The 13,037-nt window shown below is 69.9% G+C and carries 17 protein-coding genes; all 17 read right to left on the reverse strand.

The features are described 5' to 3' along the window. Nucleotides 1-251 precede the first annotated feature (251 nt). The 17 genes from ACWA15_RS06040 to ACWA15_RS06120 all read right to left on the reverse strand — a co-directional run bounded on the left by ACWA15_RS06040 (nucleotide 252) and on the right by ACWA15_RS06120 (nucleotide 12,966). Nucleotides 252-494 (reverse strand): hypothetical protein, encoded by a 243-nt coding sequence (locus ACWA15_RS06040; RefSeq protein WP_464058538.1) that lies wholly within the window; start codon nucleotides 492-494, stop codon nucleotides 252-254. Between the two features lie 3 nt (nucleotides 495-497). After that, nucleotides 498-1,355 carry a hypothetical protein gene (locus tag ACWA15_RS06045; RefSeq protein ID WP_464058539.1) on the reverse strand — a complete coding sequence of 286 codons (858 nt, stop codon included), beginning with the start codon at nucleotides 1,353-1,355 and terminating at the stop codon, nucleotides 498-500. Next, nucleotides 1,355-1,762 (reverse strand): hypothetical protein, encoded by a 408-nt coding sequence (locus tag ACWA15_RS06050; RefSeq protein WP_464058540.1) that lies wholly within the window; start codon nucleotides 1,760-1,762, stop codon nucleotides 1,355-1,357. The genes ACWA15_RS06045 and ACWA15_RS06050 overlap by 1 nt, the downstream gene beginning before the upstream one ends. A 2-nt stretch (nucleotides 1,763-1,764) precedes the next feature. Continuing rightward, nucleotides 1,765-3,141 (reverse strand): tail fiber domain-containing protein, encoded by a 1,377-nt coding sequence (locus ACWA15_RS06055; protein WP_464058541.1) that lies wholly within the window; start codon nucleotides 3,139-3,141, stop codon nucleotides 1,765-1,767. 67 nt (nucleotides 3,142-3,208) lie between these two features. After that, on the reverse strand, nucleotides 3,209-4,762 hold the full coding sequence (locus ACWA15_RS06060; protein ID WP_464058542.1) for a siphovirus ReqiPepy6 Gp37-like family protein: 1,554 nt from the start codon (nucleotides 4,760-4,762) through the stop codon (nucleotides 3,209-3,211). Then, complete coding sequence (locus tag ACWA15_RS06065; protein ID WP_464058543.1) at nucleotides 4,762-5,646, reverse strand: phage distal tail protein; 885 nt, start codon at nucleotides 5,644-5,646, stop codon at nucleotides 4,762-4,764. The genes ACWA15_RS06060 and ACWA15_RS06065 overlap by 1 nt, the downstream gene beginning before the upstream one ends. After that, nucleotides 5,640-8,495, reverse strand: a complete 2,856-nt coding sequence (locus ACWA15_RS06070; protein WP_464058544.1) for a phage tail tape measure protein — start codon at nucleotides 8,493-8,495, stop codon at nucleotides 5,640-5,642. The genes ACWA15_RS06065 and ACWA15_RS06070 overlap by 7 nt, the downstream gene beginning before the upstream one ends. A gap of 4 nt (nucleotides 8,496-8,499) precedes the next feature. Next, nucleotides 8,500-8,643, reverse strand: coding sequence for a hypothetical protein (locus tag ACWA15_RS06075; RefSeq protein WP_464058545.1), 144 nt, complete (start codon nucleotides 8,641-8,643; stop codon nucleotides 8,500-8,502). Nucleotides 8,644-8,723: 80 nt separating this feature from the next. Further along, nucleotides 8,724-9,239 carry a DUF7426 family protein gene (locus ACWA15_RS06080; RefSeq protein WP_464058546.1) on the reverse strand — a complete coding sequence of 172 codons (516 nt, stop codon included), beginning with the start codon at nucleotides 9,237-9,239 and terminating at the stop codon, nucleotides 8,724-8,726. Continuing rightward, a complete protein-coding gene (locus tag ACWA15_RS06085; RefSeq protein ID WP_464058547.1) occupies nucleotides 9,236-9,781 on the reverse strand; it encodes a phage tail tube protein in 546 nt (181 codons plus the stop codon). The genes ACWA15_RS06080 and ACWA15_RS06085 overlap by 4 nt, the downstream gene beginning before the upstream one ends. Before the next feature lie 3 nt (nucleotides 9,782-9,784). Beyond that, nucleotides 9,785-10,195 (reverse strand): minor capsid protein, encoded by a 411-nt coding sequence (locus ACWA15_RS06090; RefSeq protein WP_464058548.1) that lies wholly within the window; start codon nucleotides 10,193-10,195, stop codon nucleotides 9,785-9,787. Beyond that, nucleotides 10,188-10,514, reverse strand: a complete 327-nt coding sequence (locus tag ACWA15_RS06095) for a hypothetical protein (RefSeq protein WP_464058549.1) — start codon at nucleotides 10,512-10,514, stop codon at nucleotides 10,188-10,190. The genes ACWA15_RS06090 and ACWA15_RS06095 overlap by 8 nt, the downstream gene beginning before the upstream one ends. A gap of 14 nt (nucleotides 10,515-10,528) precedes the next feature. Beyond that, on the reverse strand, nucleotides 10,529-10,852 hold the full coding sequence (locus ACWA15_RS06100; protein ID WP_464058551.1) for a hypothetical protein: 324 nt from the start codon (nucleotides 10,850-10,852) through the stop codon (nucleotides 10,529-10,531). Then, a complete protein-coding gene (locus ACWA15_RS06105) occupies nucleotides 10,852-11,268 on the reverse strand; it encodes a hypothetical protein (RefSeq protein WP_464058552.1) in 417 nt (138 codons plus the stop codon). The genes ACWA15_RS06100 and ACWA15_RS06105 overlap by 1 nt, the downstream gene beginning before the upstream one ends. Next, nucleotides 11,195-11,527 carry a hypothetical protein gene (locus tag ACWA15_RS06110; protein WP_464058553.1) on the reverse strand — a complete coding sequence of 111 codons (333 nt, stop codon included), beginning with the start codon at nucleotides 11,525-11,527 and terminating at the stop codon, nucleotides 11,195-11,197. The genes ACWA15_RS06105 and ACWA15_RS06110 overlap by 74 nt, the downstream gene beginning before the upstream one ends. Then, nucleotides 11,527-12,441 (reverse strand): phage major capsid protein, encoded by a 915-nt coding sequence (locus tag ACWA15_RS06115; RefSeq protein ID WP_464058554.1) that lies wholly within the window; start codon nucleotides 12,439-12,441, stop codon nucleotides 11,527-11,529. Before ACWA15_RS06115 ends, ACWA15_RS06110 begins: the two co-directional genes overlap by 1 nt. A gap of 57 nt (nucleotides 12,442-12,498) precedes the next feature. Continuing rightward, the gene (locus tag ACWA15_RS06120) at nucleotides 12,499-12,966 is read right to left on the reverse strand and encodes a hypothetical protein (RefSeq protein WP_464058556.1); all 468 of its coding nucleotides are present in this window, start codon (nucleotides 12,964-12,966) and stop codon (nucleotides 12,499-12,501) included. Nucleotides 12,967-13,037 lie beyond the last annotated feature (71 nt).

Consider the following 13,037-nt stretch of genomic DNA (forward strand, 5'->3'; position numbering starts at 1 on the left):
CCTGGCTGGTGGGCCGTCGGACGTTCCGGGTCGCTCGAACGTCTCTGGGATCGTTATGCACTCGTGACGTTGATAAACCGAGAGCACTATTGACGGCGCCAAGTCAACTTGGGGCAGTCTAGTCGAGCGCGACTAACCGGACTTCGGCGGTTGAGGCGAGCGGCCGATGCTGGCGAGCGCGGACGGGCGGCTCGGCACGTGACGAAAGCGCCCGCCCACCGGTGAGGGTGGACGGGCGCTGGTCGTGCGGGTCAAGCCAGGGGTGGGCGGCCTTCGATGGCGCGGATGTCGTCGATGATCGAGCGCTCGTCCGGGTCGAGCTCGGCGGGCGTGGTGACGTTGCGGCGCGCGAGCTCGGGGACGAGGATCGCGCCGAGTGCCGCGACGATCAGCGGGGCCAGCGACTCGGTCACGTAGCCCAACGCGATGAGCAGGGGCAGGAGCGCGATGGCGACGCCGTAGATGTAGCGGCGGCGAGCGGGGGTGAGGCTCATGGGTCAGCCTTCCAGTCGGCGGGTGAGTTCATCGAGGACCGCGCGTGCGATCTCGGCAGGGATCGCATCGACGACGGCAGCCGGCGACTGCGCGGCGGCGACACGGAACGCCATGACGGTGAGCCACGACGCGGCGGGGTGGGTCTGGATCTGGCCAGTGGCCGGGTCGGCCCCGGAGACGGGCGTCATCAGCACAGAGTTGGGCAGGGCGGCGAGGGCGTCAGGCAGGCCGGTCACCTGCCCCTCGATCGCGATGACCCGGGACGCGATCGATGGGTGCTGCCCGTCTGCGCCGGTGACCTGGGCGTTGAGGTTGCGCAGGATGCGCAGCGCCTCGACCTGGTCGTCGTGGGTGAGTGCCATGAGAAAGCCCTCCTGCGGGGTGATGGGTGCGATGGTGATCGGCGGCGCAGGGCGCAGGCCGGTCGAGGTGCCGGTGCCCGCGCCACTTCCGACGGGCGATGCGGCCACCACGGCGAGGCCCCATGGTGCAGTGGAGGTCTCCAGCGCGGCGTTGTGACGGACGCTGATGTGCACGTGCCCGTGGTGAGCGTTGACGCCGGTGTAGGCGCGGGGCTCGAATCCACGCGACCGCTGGTAGATCAATCCGGCATGGATGATGTACTCGACGCGGGAGTCCTGGATGGCGCACGCGATGAGCGCCCGAGCGTCCATGCCGTCCTTGTCGACGTCGATCGCGCGGACGATGCCAGCGGGCGGCGCTGGATTGTGATCGGAGGGTCGGGCCGCGTGGGACGTGTCCCCGATCCAGCCATCTGACGTTCGGTCGCGCCCGGGCCAGAGTGTGTTGATCTCGGACCGGAGCCGGACGAGCGCGGGGGCGAGGTGGTAGGCGGCCATCACGCACCCCCCGCCGTGCCGTTGCGTAGCGGGCAGTCAGCGACGTGCTGGGCGATGCCACGCCGCACGATGACGGGGATCTCCTGGCGCACGTGGTCGATCTGCTCGTTGCGGTCGTCGATTGCAGCGTTGAGTGCCCGCTGCGCTCGGACCTGCCCGCGCGACATCGTGTCCCCGAGCTCGGCGTCATCGGTGTGCAGCGCCCGGACGTCAGCGCCGATGCGCCGCACGTCGTCGCGAATGAGGTCGATGTCGTCGCGGAGGTTGGTGCCGTGGGAGTTCGCCGTCTGGTCGCGCGCCTCGCGGGCGTCCTCGCCGATGCTCCGGAGCTTGCGGTTCTGAGAGAGGAGTACGGAGACGACTGCCCCCGCCTGGACGATGATGGCGACGGCGACCTGGGGATCCATGCTCACCCCTCCTCGATGGCGTCGAGGCGGGCGGTGAGTGCGTCGATCTGGGTCTGCTGGGCTTTGCACACCTCAAGGAGCGCGACGGCCAGCAGGTCGTAGCGCACGCCGTCGATGACGGGCGCGGTGCTGGGTGTGCCGGGGATCGGCTCGCCGTCGTCGTCGGTGTCGAGGGGGGCGTACCAGGTGACGATCTCAGGGACACCGGCGGCGTGGACGTCCTCGGCGATCAGCCCGTACTCATAGCGCTCGTTGGAGCCGATGCGGTGGTAGGAGACCGGTCGCAGGGCGAGCACCGCGGCTGGGTCGATCTGGTGGTCGGCGATGTCCTCCTTGTAGCGGCGCGAGCTGGTGTTGCGCCCAAACTGGAGGGAGTCGTCCATCCAGCACTGGAAGAACCCGCCGCCGGAGACGGACCGCCCGTAGGACCCGGAGTTCGGGCCCGGGGCGTACCGGACGGTGTTGGCGTCCCCACCCCAGGCGTTCGCCTTGCCCGCGGCCAGGGAGTAGGCCTGCGCTGCTTGGGTCTGCGCGGAGGAAGCCGCGGCGCGGATGTCGGCGCGGTCGTAGGCGTTCGCGTCCAAGGTCCGCTGCAGCGCGGCGGTGTACTGCTCCGTGCCGTCGTTGGTCAGGATGGAGCTGATGTAGTGCTGGTGGTTGGTGAGTGCGCGGCCCGCGATCTGGGCGTCTCGGGAGGCGAAGGCCTCGGTGAGCCCCGCGACCTCTGCGATGGTGTGCCCGTGCGCTGACGGGGCGAAGGTGCCCGGCTTGCCGGTGACCGCTGTCCAGGTCACCACGGGGGCGAGGTCAACCCACGCGGACCCGTTGTGCCACTCCCACGCGCTGGTCGTGGTGTTGAGTCCGAGGCGCCCCCGACGCGGGGAGGTGGGACGGGTGTCAACGGACCATGCACCGACGCGCTGCCCGATCCACGGGCGCCGCTCAGCGACCGCCCCGGCCGCGATGGTCGCGGTGCCGGCGGCCACCGTCACCAGGGCGAGCAGCAGATCCCACTGCCCGGTCTCCGTCTGCTGCAGGGTCGGGGGCGCCGGGTTGGTGGCCGGTGCGCCGGGCAGGACGATCAGGGTGATCGAGTCCGTGGCCGGGTCCAGGCGTGCCACCACTGCATCGATGCGCGGCTGGGCGGCGGCGGCCGGGACCGTCCGGGTCTCGATCGCGGTGGAGATGAGGCAGTGCCCCCGCAGGATCGCCGACCCGGGCGCGATCTTGACCTGCATCCCGGTGGAGTCCGCGGTCACCCGCAGTGACGCATCACCGAAGCCCCCGATGACGCCGGAGTCCTGCAGCTCGCGGAAGAAGGCCGAGTACTGGGCCTCGGTCGTGTCTTGCCCATCGAAGGGGAACGCGGTGATCGCCATGGGGTCCGCCTTTCAGGCGTGGGTCAGGCACCCGTCAGCGACGCCGCGGGTGTGAGGAGAAGATGGGTCAGGGGGTGCCGGCTGGCCAGTACGCCGTGTGGGGGATCGTGATGTACCCCGTGGTTCCCATGCTCACGGACGCACTGGGGCGCCACCACAACAGGCCGGCCGCGGTCATGTAGAGCGGGGCGAGGAACGGCACCCCGGTGCCCGAGAACCCCATCGCAGTGATAAAGACGGCCGTGCCGGGGAGGATGGACATCCAAGCAAGGTCCGCTGACGCGATCATGTAGTCCGTGCCCGGTGAGGCCGTGAACGCAGCGGTCGGATAGACACGGTTCCCGGCGAGGTGCCCGCGGCCCTGCCACAGCGAGAGGCGGAGGGCCCCGCCGGGAGAGTTCTTGACCCATGCTGGGGCCACGACCATGTCCCGCCACGTGGGGGTCGTAGACCCCGCTTCGGCGTTGCGCTCGAGCTGGGAGACTCGAGTCTCGGTGTCGTCGACACGCCGGCTCATGGACGACGTCGGGTCGAAGCCGGACACGTCACCGATGTCCGCGCCGACCCGCACGCCGGACCTCCCGACCGACAGGGACACCGCGGTCACGGTCGAGGTGGTCTCCTGGCCGTCGACCACCACGGTCACACGGTCGCCTTCGTGCCAGTCCGTGCCGTAGAGCATCGTCTGGTCATCGCTGGGGAGCGCCTTGACGGCGGTCGCGGTGAAGCCGGACTCGGCGAGGATCTCGTCGCCGGCCTGCTGCAGCTCGAGCAGGTCGTCGGTCTGGCGCTGGTCTCGGAAGAACTCCCGGCGCCGGCCCCACTCGGACATGCCCGCCAGCGACGCCGGCGAGGTGCGCTCGATGAGGGTCCGCGCCGCGAGCTCGTCCTGCCCTCCGACGATGACGTGCGTGTGCTCGGGCGGGGACTGCTCCACGGACTGCGAGGAGAGGGTGCCGTTGGCGATGTCGAAGCGCACGAACCGGGACCGGTCGGCGATCTGGTAGACCTCGAAGACCAGCACCTCGCCGTGCTGCACGACCCGCCAGCCCAGACCGGCGACGGTCGCGATCTCGGTGAGCAGGTCCGCGAGCACCGGGAAGCGAGCGTTCTTCACGACGGTGATGCCACGGCCAAGGTCCGGGGCGAGCGTGAGCTTCTGCGCGAGCAGCCCCCGCCGAGCGAGCGCCCCACCCGGGCCCACGTTCGCGTTCACGTAGGCGCGCATCACCGTCTCGGCCGGGCCCGTGCGGGTGTCATGCCCACCCTGCGCACCGATCGCTGCACCCGGCGTCGGCCAGGCGAGCGCGTCCGCGAGGATCACGTCGTCGGTCTCGCCGGTGATCGTCACTGTGCCGTGCGGGTCGTCCGCCGAGACGGACAGCGCGGGATTGGTGGTCGGCCCGGACCACAGGACATCCTGGCGGCCGGTGACCAGGATCCCCGAGCCCGGCGTGCGCAGCAGTGGCACGAGGTCGTGATCGGCCGGGAGCGTCAGCGTCCACGATCCGACCCCGCAGTGGCGGACGGTGCCCTCGAGCACGAGGAGGTCCGGGTCGATCGCACCCCACCGCTTGAGGGTCTTGTCGCGGACCTCGACGGTCAGGTCAGAGAGTCGCATCAGATCATCACCTGCCTTCGAGGTCGCCACGCGCACGTGATCCGGGATGCCGTGGTGGCGCCGTCCATCGTCACTGAGACGGTGGAGGTGCCGGGGCGAATGGACCAGAACCGCGGCGCGGCGGCGAGCTTGTCGTACCTGTTCGCGCCCGTCTGGTCGACGACCGTGTTCCGCTGGGTGTCGATCGTCAGAACCTCACCCGCGGAGAGAGTCCCCTCCCACCGCAGCACCTCACCGCCCGCGCCGGTCAGCGTCGGGTTGGACCCCGGCCCCGTGATCGACCACACCGGATAGGCCACCGTGTCACCGGGGGACTCCACGGTGCGCGACCCCATCGCCTGCGACGATGTGAGGCGCAGACGGCTGAGCTTCGGCAGCAGGCCGCGGCCCGACGACGTCACACGCACCTCGAAATCCGAAGCCGTCTCCCGGGTCCAGTGCGGGTCGCCGGACTGCAGGGTCAGGCTCGTGCGCACACGCGTGCGTCCGTCTGTGTCCACTCCCCATGCCCAGTCGTCCAGGCCCGCGACGAACACGACCTGCGTCGACCACGCGTCCCCGGACGGCTCGATCAGGCGCAGCCTCGGCTGCTCCGCGTTCTGGTCCAGGAGCAGGGCGAAGAGGCCAAGTTCAGCGAGCAGCGCAGTGCGGTCTGGGCCGATGATGTCGATCCGCATCGGGATGGTGCGCAGGCCGGTGCGGGACCCGCGCCACCTTGCCCCGTCCCCGGCGCCCTCGAACCACTGGACCTGGCGAGGGGCGAGGCCCGTGCCCGCCAGGCCGGCCAGCGCGGTGACGCCAGGCGATCCACCCATGGCGCGGCCGTGGAAGGTGACCGACCCTGCGGGGCCGACGAGCTCGAAGGTCAGGACGTCGTTCACCATGATGCCCGCCCTTCGCTCAGAGGTGTGGTCCGCCCGGTCATGACCCGCCCCGCCTCGACGCGTACCTGAGCGAGGAGGTACTCACCTGTGAACGGGTTCTGGACATAGATCGCCGGGGCAGCGGGTGCTGCGGTGGCCGGTGCCGTGATGCCGCCGGCTGCCATCGGCGTGACGCCCATGCGCTGCATGGTCTCGGCGAGGATCGCCATGGACCGCGCCGACCCGTCGAGTGGGATGTACGCCTCGGGCACGTCGGACCTGTCACCGACCACGCGCCACGTGCTCGCCGGGACGACCTGCGCCACGGACGACATCGGAGTCAGCCCCCGCACCCCGCCCTGCGCCATGAACTCGAGCACGCCACCGTCATGCATCGCGGCCTGCCCGTACTGCTTCATCGTGACCGCGGCTGTGGCGGTCTTCCCGTTGATCGTGTTCAACGTCGTGTTCAGTGCCTGAGCCTGGGTCAGGGCGTTGGAGAGCCCAGTCGCCGAGACCGAGAACGTCCCGTCCGGCAACTGCGAGATTGCCAGCGTGAGGCCGTCGACCTGCGTGGTTCGCTCGGGCGCGTTCGAGGTGATGGACGTATTCACCCCGCCTGGGACGGCGAGGTACTTGTCCGCCAAGACCTGCGCCTGCTCGGCCGTCATGCCCATCGCCGAGAGCTGGTTGATGAGCGCGTCGCGGCCCGCGTTGTAGCGGACCGTCAGTTCACCCTGACCTTCGCCAGCGGTCGCGGCGGCAGCGGCCTCGGCGTCAAGTGCGGCGACGGACGCGAGGAGTTGCGCCTCGAGCTCGGCCCCACTGGCGGCCGTGAGGATGTTCGCGCCGTCGAAGCCATCGAGTGAGAGGGCCGTGCCATCCGCGGCGTACCCCAGTGCGCCGACCGTCTGCGCGAGGACGAGTGTCGCGTCGTTGAGGTAGCCCATCGCGACGACACCTGTGCCCCACTCGTTCATGCGCTCTTGCGCGGGGATGAGCCCTTTCTCGAGCAGCTCGGCGCGCATGGTGTCGGCGGTCGCCTGAGTTGACCCCTCGACTTCGCGCATCCCGTCCGCGAGGTCGCGGAACTCGTCGCCCCCCGTGCCTGCGTCGAAGATGAAACCGAAGACGGGCCCCATCATTGACCCGAGCGCGGCGGTCGCGTCGAGTGCGTCGGCGATGGACTCGACCATGTCGGCCATCGGTCCCGAGATGAATCCGCCGATACCCACGGTTGCCGAGGCTGCCGTCTCCACCATGGCGATACCGAACTCGATCGCGCCGTTGGCGAGGTCGAGCAGGAACTCCGTCAGCGGGCCGCGGTTGCTCGAGACCCAGTCCGCGAACTCGCCCATCGGGTCAGAGAAGGCTGCGGCCAGGGCGCCCTTGATGCCGTCCGCGGCGACCTCGATGTTGCGCTTGGCCTGCTCGATCTTGGACGCGTCGTTGCCAGCGAGCGTGTCGAACATTAGCTTGGCCGCGCCCTCGACTTGACCGAGCGAGTCGACCGCCGTGGTCAGGTCGAGCGATGCGAAGGCAGACCCAAGGTCTTCCCACTGCGTGCCGAATAGTGCCGCCCCTGCGGCGTTCCGCGCGACCGGGTCTTCCATCTCGTTCAGCTTGTCAATGACCAGCTCGAGCCCATCACGAGCGCCCTCGCCACCTGATGCGATCTGGGTGGTCATCTCCGCGGCGTTGAGACCGATGGCCTCAAACCCTGCAGCCGACGCTTCGCTCGCATCGGTCGCCCGGATTTGGAACTCCTTGAGAGCGTCTGCCACGAGACCGGCGTTCCACGCTCCGCCCTCGAGGCCCTGGTTCATCAGGCCCATCGCTTCATCAGCGGTCAGGCCAAGGCGGTCGAAGAGGGCGGGGAACTCGGTCATCGTCTCGAGGAGATCCTCGTGGAGGTTGACACCATTCCGGGCGCCTGCGGCGATGACGTCGAACGCCTCGTCGGCGCTCTTCACGATCCCGGTGCGCAGCATCGTGGTCACGGCCTGGCTGATCGGCAGTACTTCCTCGCCGAGGACGTCAGAGATCCCGGACAGGGACTGGATCATGAGCTGGGAGTCGCGCTGGGTCGCGGTGGGGTCGAGCATCCCGGACTGCACGGCGATACGTGCGGTGTCCATGTTTGACTCGATGCTCTCGCCGAAGACGTTCGCGTAGGCCTCCCCAGCGGATCGGCCCATGACGATCGCGTCTTCCTTCGACATCCCGGTGAGTGCCTGCAGCCGGTCCTGGCGGACCTCGACCTGCAGGCCGTCGCTGATGCCGTCCATGAGCGACTTGCCGATGGCGACGCCCACGCCGATCACGGCGCCGGCGAAGGGGATGCCGACCAGCGCGGTGATGATGCCGGCCGAGAGCCCACCTCCGGCTGCCTCGCCACCCTCAGCGCCCGCTTCGCCGGCCGTCGAGGCGATGTCCTCGAGGGCGCCCTCGGCGCCGGACGTGTCCGCGTCCACCTCCATCGTGGCGCGCGCGGAGTTGAGCCCCTGCAGGGAGCGGTCCACGCGGGCAAGGCGGTCCTCGGCACGGGTGATGTCGGCGGACACCTCGACGCTGGTCTCGACGGCCCGCAGGTAGTCGAGCTCTCCGCGGAGCCTGTCGGACTCTGCCTGGGCCTGGGAGATGTCGGCCTCGACGCGGGTGATGACGTCCTGGGACACGAGCCGCCGGGCCGCATCCTCGACGCGGTCCATGCCGGCCAGTGCGTCCGTGGCGTCCGCGGTGACCTGGACCTCGGCGGGGTTCCGCTCGATCCGCTGGCCGATCTGACGGACACGGACCTCAGCCTGCTCGACGTCGGTCGTGTTCGCGGTGAACAGGAACTCGAGGGTGCCAGCGCGCAGTCCAGCCATCGTGCTACCTCCGGGGGAGAGCTCGGCGCAGCCTGCTGCGCGGGTCGGTCAGGAGGTCGTAGATCATCGTGCGCACCCCGAGCCACGGACGGCTCTGGACCGCAGGGTCGAACAGGTCGAGGTGGTGGATCTCCGAGAGGTCCGCCACGACCGCGCCCCAGTGACCGGTGATCGCAGTCCACGAGTCATCGAGCCGCGGGCCCTTGGGTCGGTCCGGCTGGGTGGTGTTCAGGTGCGCCGGGAGCCGGTAGTCCGCGTAGATCGGGAGGCCTTGCTCGTCTTCGTCGATCGGTTCGCCGACCCCGAACCTCGCCCACTGCTCCGGGGTGAGGTCGGCTGCGCTTTTCCCGCGAGGTCGTCCACTTCCCGGGTACCCTCAGGTCTCACGCGCGGGGTCCACAGCAGCGTCGCAATGGCGTCGGCATAGGACTTGCCGCGCGCCCAGTACAGGACCGCGTAGTAGCCCATGCGGTCGATCGCTGTGGGGTGCTGGCCGTCAGCGACCATCTGCTCGTAGACCTCGTCCCCGAGTGCGGGGCGGTCGGTCGGGCCGATGGTGTCCAGGACGGCCTGGATGCCGGGGGAGATGGGGCCCTTGACGAGCCCGAGGTTGACCTCGGCGCGCACGGCACATGCGAGCAGCTTCCCCATGTCGCCCACGCTGGGCGGGCGCACCGAGTAGGTGCGCTCGCCCAGCGAGAGCGTGAGCGGGGGAACCGCCCACGCCGAGAAGTCGACGGTCATCCGCCGACCGGGGGCTCAGGGACCCAGCCCTCGAAGGGGTTCGTGATCTCGAGCCGCGGGCCCTTCCCGGTGAGGGTCACCGAGAGGCGCTCGACCGCACCGTCAGCGCCCGCGTTGGCACGCGACACAGCGACCGTGGCGTAGCCCTCGTAGGCGTCGCTCGGGTCCGGGGTGCCGGACTCGGGCTTGTGGTAGTAGCGGATGTGGAGGACTGCGGCCTCGCCCTTGGCAGAAGGCTTCGTGGTGTCGATGATCGCCTGCACCTCGGGCAGGAACTCGCCCGTGGTGACCGAGCGGTTGCCCAGGACGTTGAAGCTGAGCGCCCAGTCCTCGCCGACCTTGTCGGCGTTGGACGATCCGAAGTCGTCGTAGGTCTGGGCGTCCTGCGTCTTCGGGGTGATGCCTGGCTGCAGGTCCGAGATGCGACGCGCCGACTGCCACGCCGGGGTGACCCCGGGGTAGGCGGTGTCGATGTCGATCCCGTACTCGTAGGACTTGCCGAGCGTGGTCCCGGCCGGGACCGAAGGGGATGTGGGTGCCATGGTCTACGCCTCCGCGTTGTCGATGATGATCTGGTAGTTGTCCGACCGCTCCTGGCGGCCGTTCCCGTCCGCGCCGAGGCGAGCCCAGGACAGCCGGAAAGCGGTGTTGATGCCCGACGTGCGGGACAGTCCCTGCAGCGCCGTGAAGGACTGCGTGGCGAGCCGGTCCGCACCATCAGGGGCGTTCTTCGCGCCGCGGTGCATGAGCTGCACACGGCGCGTGGTGAGCCCGTCCACGAGGTTGTCGGTGCCGCCGTAGACAGTGACTCCGATGGCATCGTCCGGGGCGCTCCCGACCGGCCCGTAGAAGAGGCGCACGGGGGCCGCGGGGTTGATGCCGTCCGGGAGCCAGCCCCACCCGCAGCGTTCGGCGAGCAGCCGGCACACGGCGATCGTCAGGTCAGCGTCATCCACGGGTGCCCTCCTGAGCGGCGCGAGCCATGATCTGCAGGAGCTTCCCCTGCTCTGCCTCGACGGCGTTCTCGAGGAACTTCGCCTCGCCGCCGTCCGCGTGCTGCCAGTCGACGCGCTCGTGCATCCACATGGCGTAGAAGGATCGGTAGGCGACGTTGGCGCGGAGGTCGTCCACGCCCACGCCGCCCGATGCGATGAGGTCGCCGTCGTCCTTCGGGGTGCGCTGGTTCGACTCCTCGAGCACGTGCTCGGCGACCTCCCGCAGACCGTCCTGTGCGGCCCGCTCGACGACGTCCAAGATCGGCCTGTAGAAGCGCATCGGACATCCCCTCGTCACGCCAGAGACAGCGTCTGGTAGGCCGGCCACCCGGGCGCCTCGTGCCGGCCGATCGCCAGCACCTCCGCCTCACGCTCGCCAGGCAGACCCGGCCACACCGTGACCAGAGAGCCAGCAGGGACGAGCTCGTCGAAGTTGACGGTCACCTGCGACGTCGAGACGACCTCGGCGCCGTCACGGTTGCGCACGACCTTCTGCTCGTCCTCGGCGAACGCGACCACGGACCGGGGCGGACCGAAGCCCGACCCCATGCCCGTGTTCTCGGCGAAGTCCCGCACGTTCACGACGTGTGGCGTGAACTCCTCAGGTAGGCGCTCCATCAGGACCTCATCCGGTAGCGCCCGGTGTGCTCACTCGACGTCGCCACGGAGACCATGCCGCCGTTGAGCCGGTGCCGCCGCAGCGTCGCCTTGTCCTTCGACTCGAGCCACGGACCGCCGGAGGTTGACCCCGGCTCGTAGGTCGCGGACCGACCGAACGGACCCATGCTCATCTGCGAGGAGAGCTGCCCGGGGGCGAGCGCCGTGGCGCTCGCCCCCTTCGGCGCACTCAGCACCCGGGCGACCATGCGGCTCGTGACCACACGGACCGCGTCGGGCACAGGGGCGGGCGTGAGGTTGAGGTACTCCTCGACCAGCACGCTCGCCTCCTCGAGGAGGCCGTCAGCCCGCTGCGTCTCCGCGTCGTCGAGCTCGCGTCCGAGGCGCCGTGCCACGTCCGTCACTGATGCCAGCATCCTCGACCTCCTTCTCGACGACCGTCTCCTCGACGGCCTCGGTCACGACCTGTTCGGGGCCAGCCTCTTCGGCCGGCTCCTCAGGCTGCGTCAGCACGGGGATGCCGTCGTCACCGATCGGCATGGGCGGCTCGGTCACCGCGACCGTCTCCTCGACGGCCTCGTATCCGGCGTCTGCTGCGACGAGGCGGGCGAGCAGAGAGTCCTCATGGACCGCGACTACCCGCCCTGACGCGACGTGCCGGTAGCTCGGCGCCATCAGGGGATGACCACGGCGGGGAGCGCGGCGCCGACCGGCGAGCCGACCGCGCCGTTGGCCTGGACCGGGTTGCCCAGGACGTAGGCGAACCGCGCCTTGAAGCGCAGTGCCACCATGTCGCGCTCGGCGAGGTTGATGCCGCCGACCGTGGCCTGGTCGAGGAACTTCACCGTGACGTCCTGGCGGACACCGATGCGCACCGTGGACGAGTCCACGACGAGCGCCTCGAGGGCCGCCGGATCCCACGCGCCGTTCTTGTTGAAGAACGTCGAGAAGCCCGCGAAGGAGTCGTCCCGGAACGCGAGGTTCCCGTCAGCGTCGCGGAGGTTCGCCATGCGCCACCGCAGGGCGAGGGATGCGAGCAGCGTGTCCGGCGCGTAGCCGTCCAGCGCGACAGCACCGGCAGCCTGAGCGATGGCACCGAAGAGGTCGTTCTCGTTCGCCACTCCGCTGGTCACCTGGAACGCGTGGCCCGCCGCGACGGCGGCAGGCAGGAGCGCGAGCGACGTCCACGAGGCCGGCTTGTCGATGCCGAAGAGGACCGCCTGGTCGAGCTTCTTGCCGATCGCCTGCCCGCCGAGCTTGGCGATCTCGGCGAGGATGTCCTCGGTTGCGTCGTCGAGCACGTTCTCGTGCACGGGCACGATGACGGCGATCTCCTCGGCGACGAGGGTCTTGTTGGCCCACGTGACCTGAGAGGTGGGCTTGACGCCGGACGCCTCGGTCGCGGACTCGCCGACCCACTCGGCCTCGGGCAGGGTCGCGAGCACGGGGAGGTTGCGGGTCTTGGTCCCCATGTTGACCTTGGGGAACGCGGCAAGAGCCGTGCTGCCCTCGATCGCGGACTTGATGGTCTCCGGGCCGTACTCCTCAGCGATGAGAGAAGCGACCTCGGAACGGGAGATGTCAGCCATTGCTGACTCCTTTCGTGGTTCGCCCGCCGAGGTCGATCCTCGCGGGAGTCTGTGGGGTTACTCGCGTGCGCGGTATGCGCGCACGGCCTCTGCCGCCCGAGACCCGGTCGCTCCGCCACGCTCTGCCGGGGACTTCCCCGGGGGCGTTGCGGGCTTGGGGATCGCGGGCTTGCCGGTGATGAGCGCGGCGAGCTGCGTGTGGTGTGCCTCGAGCTCCTCGCGGGTGGCCCCGCGCAGAGCGTCGGGCGGGACAGGGGAGTCCTTCGCGATCTCCTTCGCCCAGCCAGCGACCTCGTCGCGCTTCTGGTACTTCGCAAGCTCGGCCTGCGCGTCGGTGAGGGCCTTCTCGGCCTTCTGTGCGTCGCTGAGCTGCGAGGCCTTGAGGGCCGCGAGCTCGTCGGCCGCGGCCTTGTTCTCCTTGGCGCGCGCCTCCCACTTGCGGGACTCGGCGGTCCAGTCAGTCGGCTCCTGTGCAGGAGCGGTGGCCGGGCCGGTCGTGGCAGTGGTTTCGATGGGGTCAGGCATGGTGTCCTCCCGTGCGGGATCGCCACACGACCCCGTGCGGGGCGTGCGGTGGTGGGTGTGGGTCTCCGTCG

The sequence above is a fragment of the Sanguibacter sp. TS_SC_8 genome (assembly GCF_055361235.1).

Excerpts from the sequence above, each read along its gene's own strand:
- ACWA15_RS06040 (WP_464058538.1), bottom strand. The coding sequence starts at position 494 with ATGAGCCTCACCCCCGCTCGCCGCCGCTACATCTACGGCGTCGCCATC.
- ACWA15_RS06045 (WP_464058539.1), bottom strand. The coding sequence starts at position 1,355 with ATGGCCGCCTACCACCTCGCCCCCGCGCTCGTCCGGCTCCGGTCCGAG.
- ACWA15_RS06050 (WP_464058540.1), bottom strand. The coding sequence starts at position 1,762 with ATGGATCCCCAGGTCGCCGTCGCCATCATCGTCCAGGCGGGGGCAGTC.
- ACWA15_RS06055 (WP_464058541.1), bottom strand. The coding sequence starts at position 3,141 with ATGGCGATCACCGCGTTCCCCTTCGATGGGCAAGACACGACCGAGGCC.
- ACWA15_RS06060 (WP_464058542.1), bottom strand. The coding sequence starts at position 4,762 with ATGCGACTCTCTGACCTGACCGTCGAGGTCCGCGACAAGACCCTCAAG.
- ACWA15_RS06065 (WP_464058543.1), bottom strand. The coding sequence starts at position 5,646 with ATGGTGAACGACGTCCTGACCTTCGAGCTCGTCGGCCCCGCAGGGTCG.
- ACWA15_RS06070 (WP_464058544.1), bottom strand. The coding sequence starts at position 8,495 with ATGGCTGGACTGCGCGCTGGCACCCTCGAGTTCCTGTTCACCGCGAAC.
- ACWA15_RS06080 (WP_464058546.1), bottom strand. The coding sequence starts at position 9,239 with ATGACCGTCGACTTCTCGGCGTGGGCGGTTCCCCCGCTCACGCTCTCG.
- ACWA15_RS06085 (WP_464058547.1), bottom strand. The coding sequence starts at position 9,781 with ATGGCACCCACATCCCCTTCGGTCCCGGCCGGGACCACGCTCGGCAAG.
- ACWA15_RS06095 (WP_464058549.1), bottom strand. The coding sequence starts at position 10,514 with ATGCGCTTCTACAGGCCGATCTTGGACGTCGTCGAGCGGGCCGCACAG.
- ACWA15_RS06100 (WP_464058551.1), bottom strand. The coding sequence starts at position 10,852 with ATGGAGCGCCTACCTGAGGAGTTCACGCCACACGTCGTGAACGTGCGG.
- ACWA15_RS06105 (WP_464058552.1), bottom strand. The coding sequence starts at position 11,268 with ATGCTGGCATCAGTGACGGACGTGGCACGGCGCCTCGGACGCGAGCTC.
- ACWA15_RS06110 (WP_464058553.1), bottom strand. The coding sequence starts at position 11,527 with ATGGCGCCGAGCTACCGGCACGTCGCGTCAGGGCGGGTAGTCGCGGTC.
- ACWA15_RS06115 (WP_464058554.1), bottom strand. The coding sequence starts at position 12,441 with ATGGCTGACATCTCCCGTTCCGAGGTCGCTTCTCTCATCGCTGAGGAG.
- ACWA15_RS06120 (WP_464058556.1), bottom strand. The coding sequence starts at position 12,966 with ATGCCTGACCCCATCGAAACCACTGCCACGACCGGCCCGGCCACCGCT.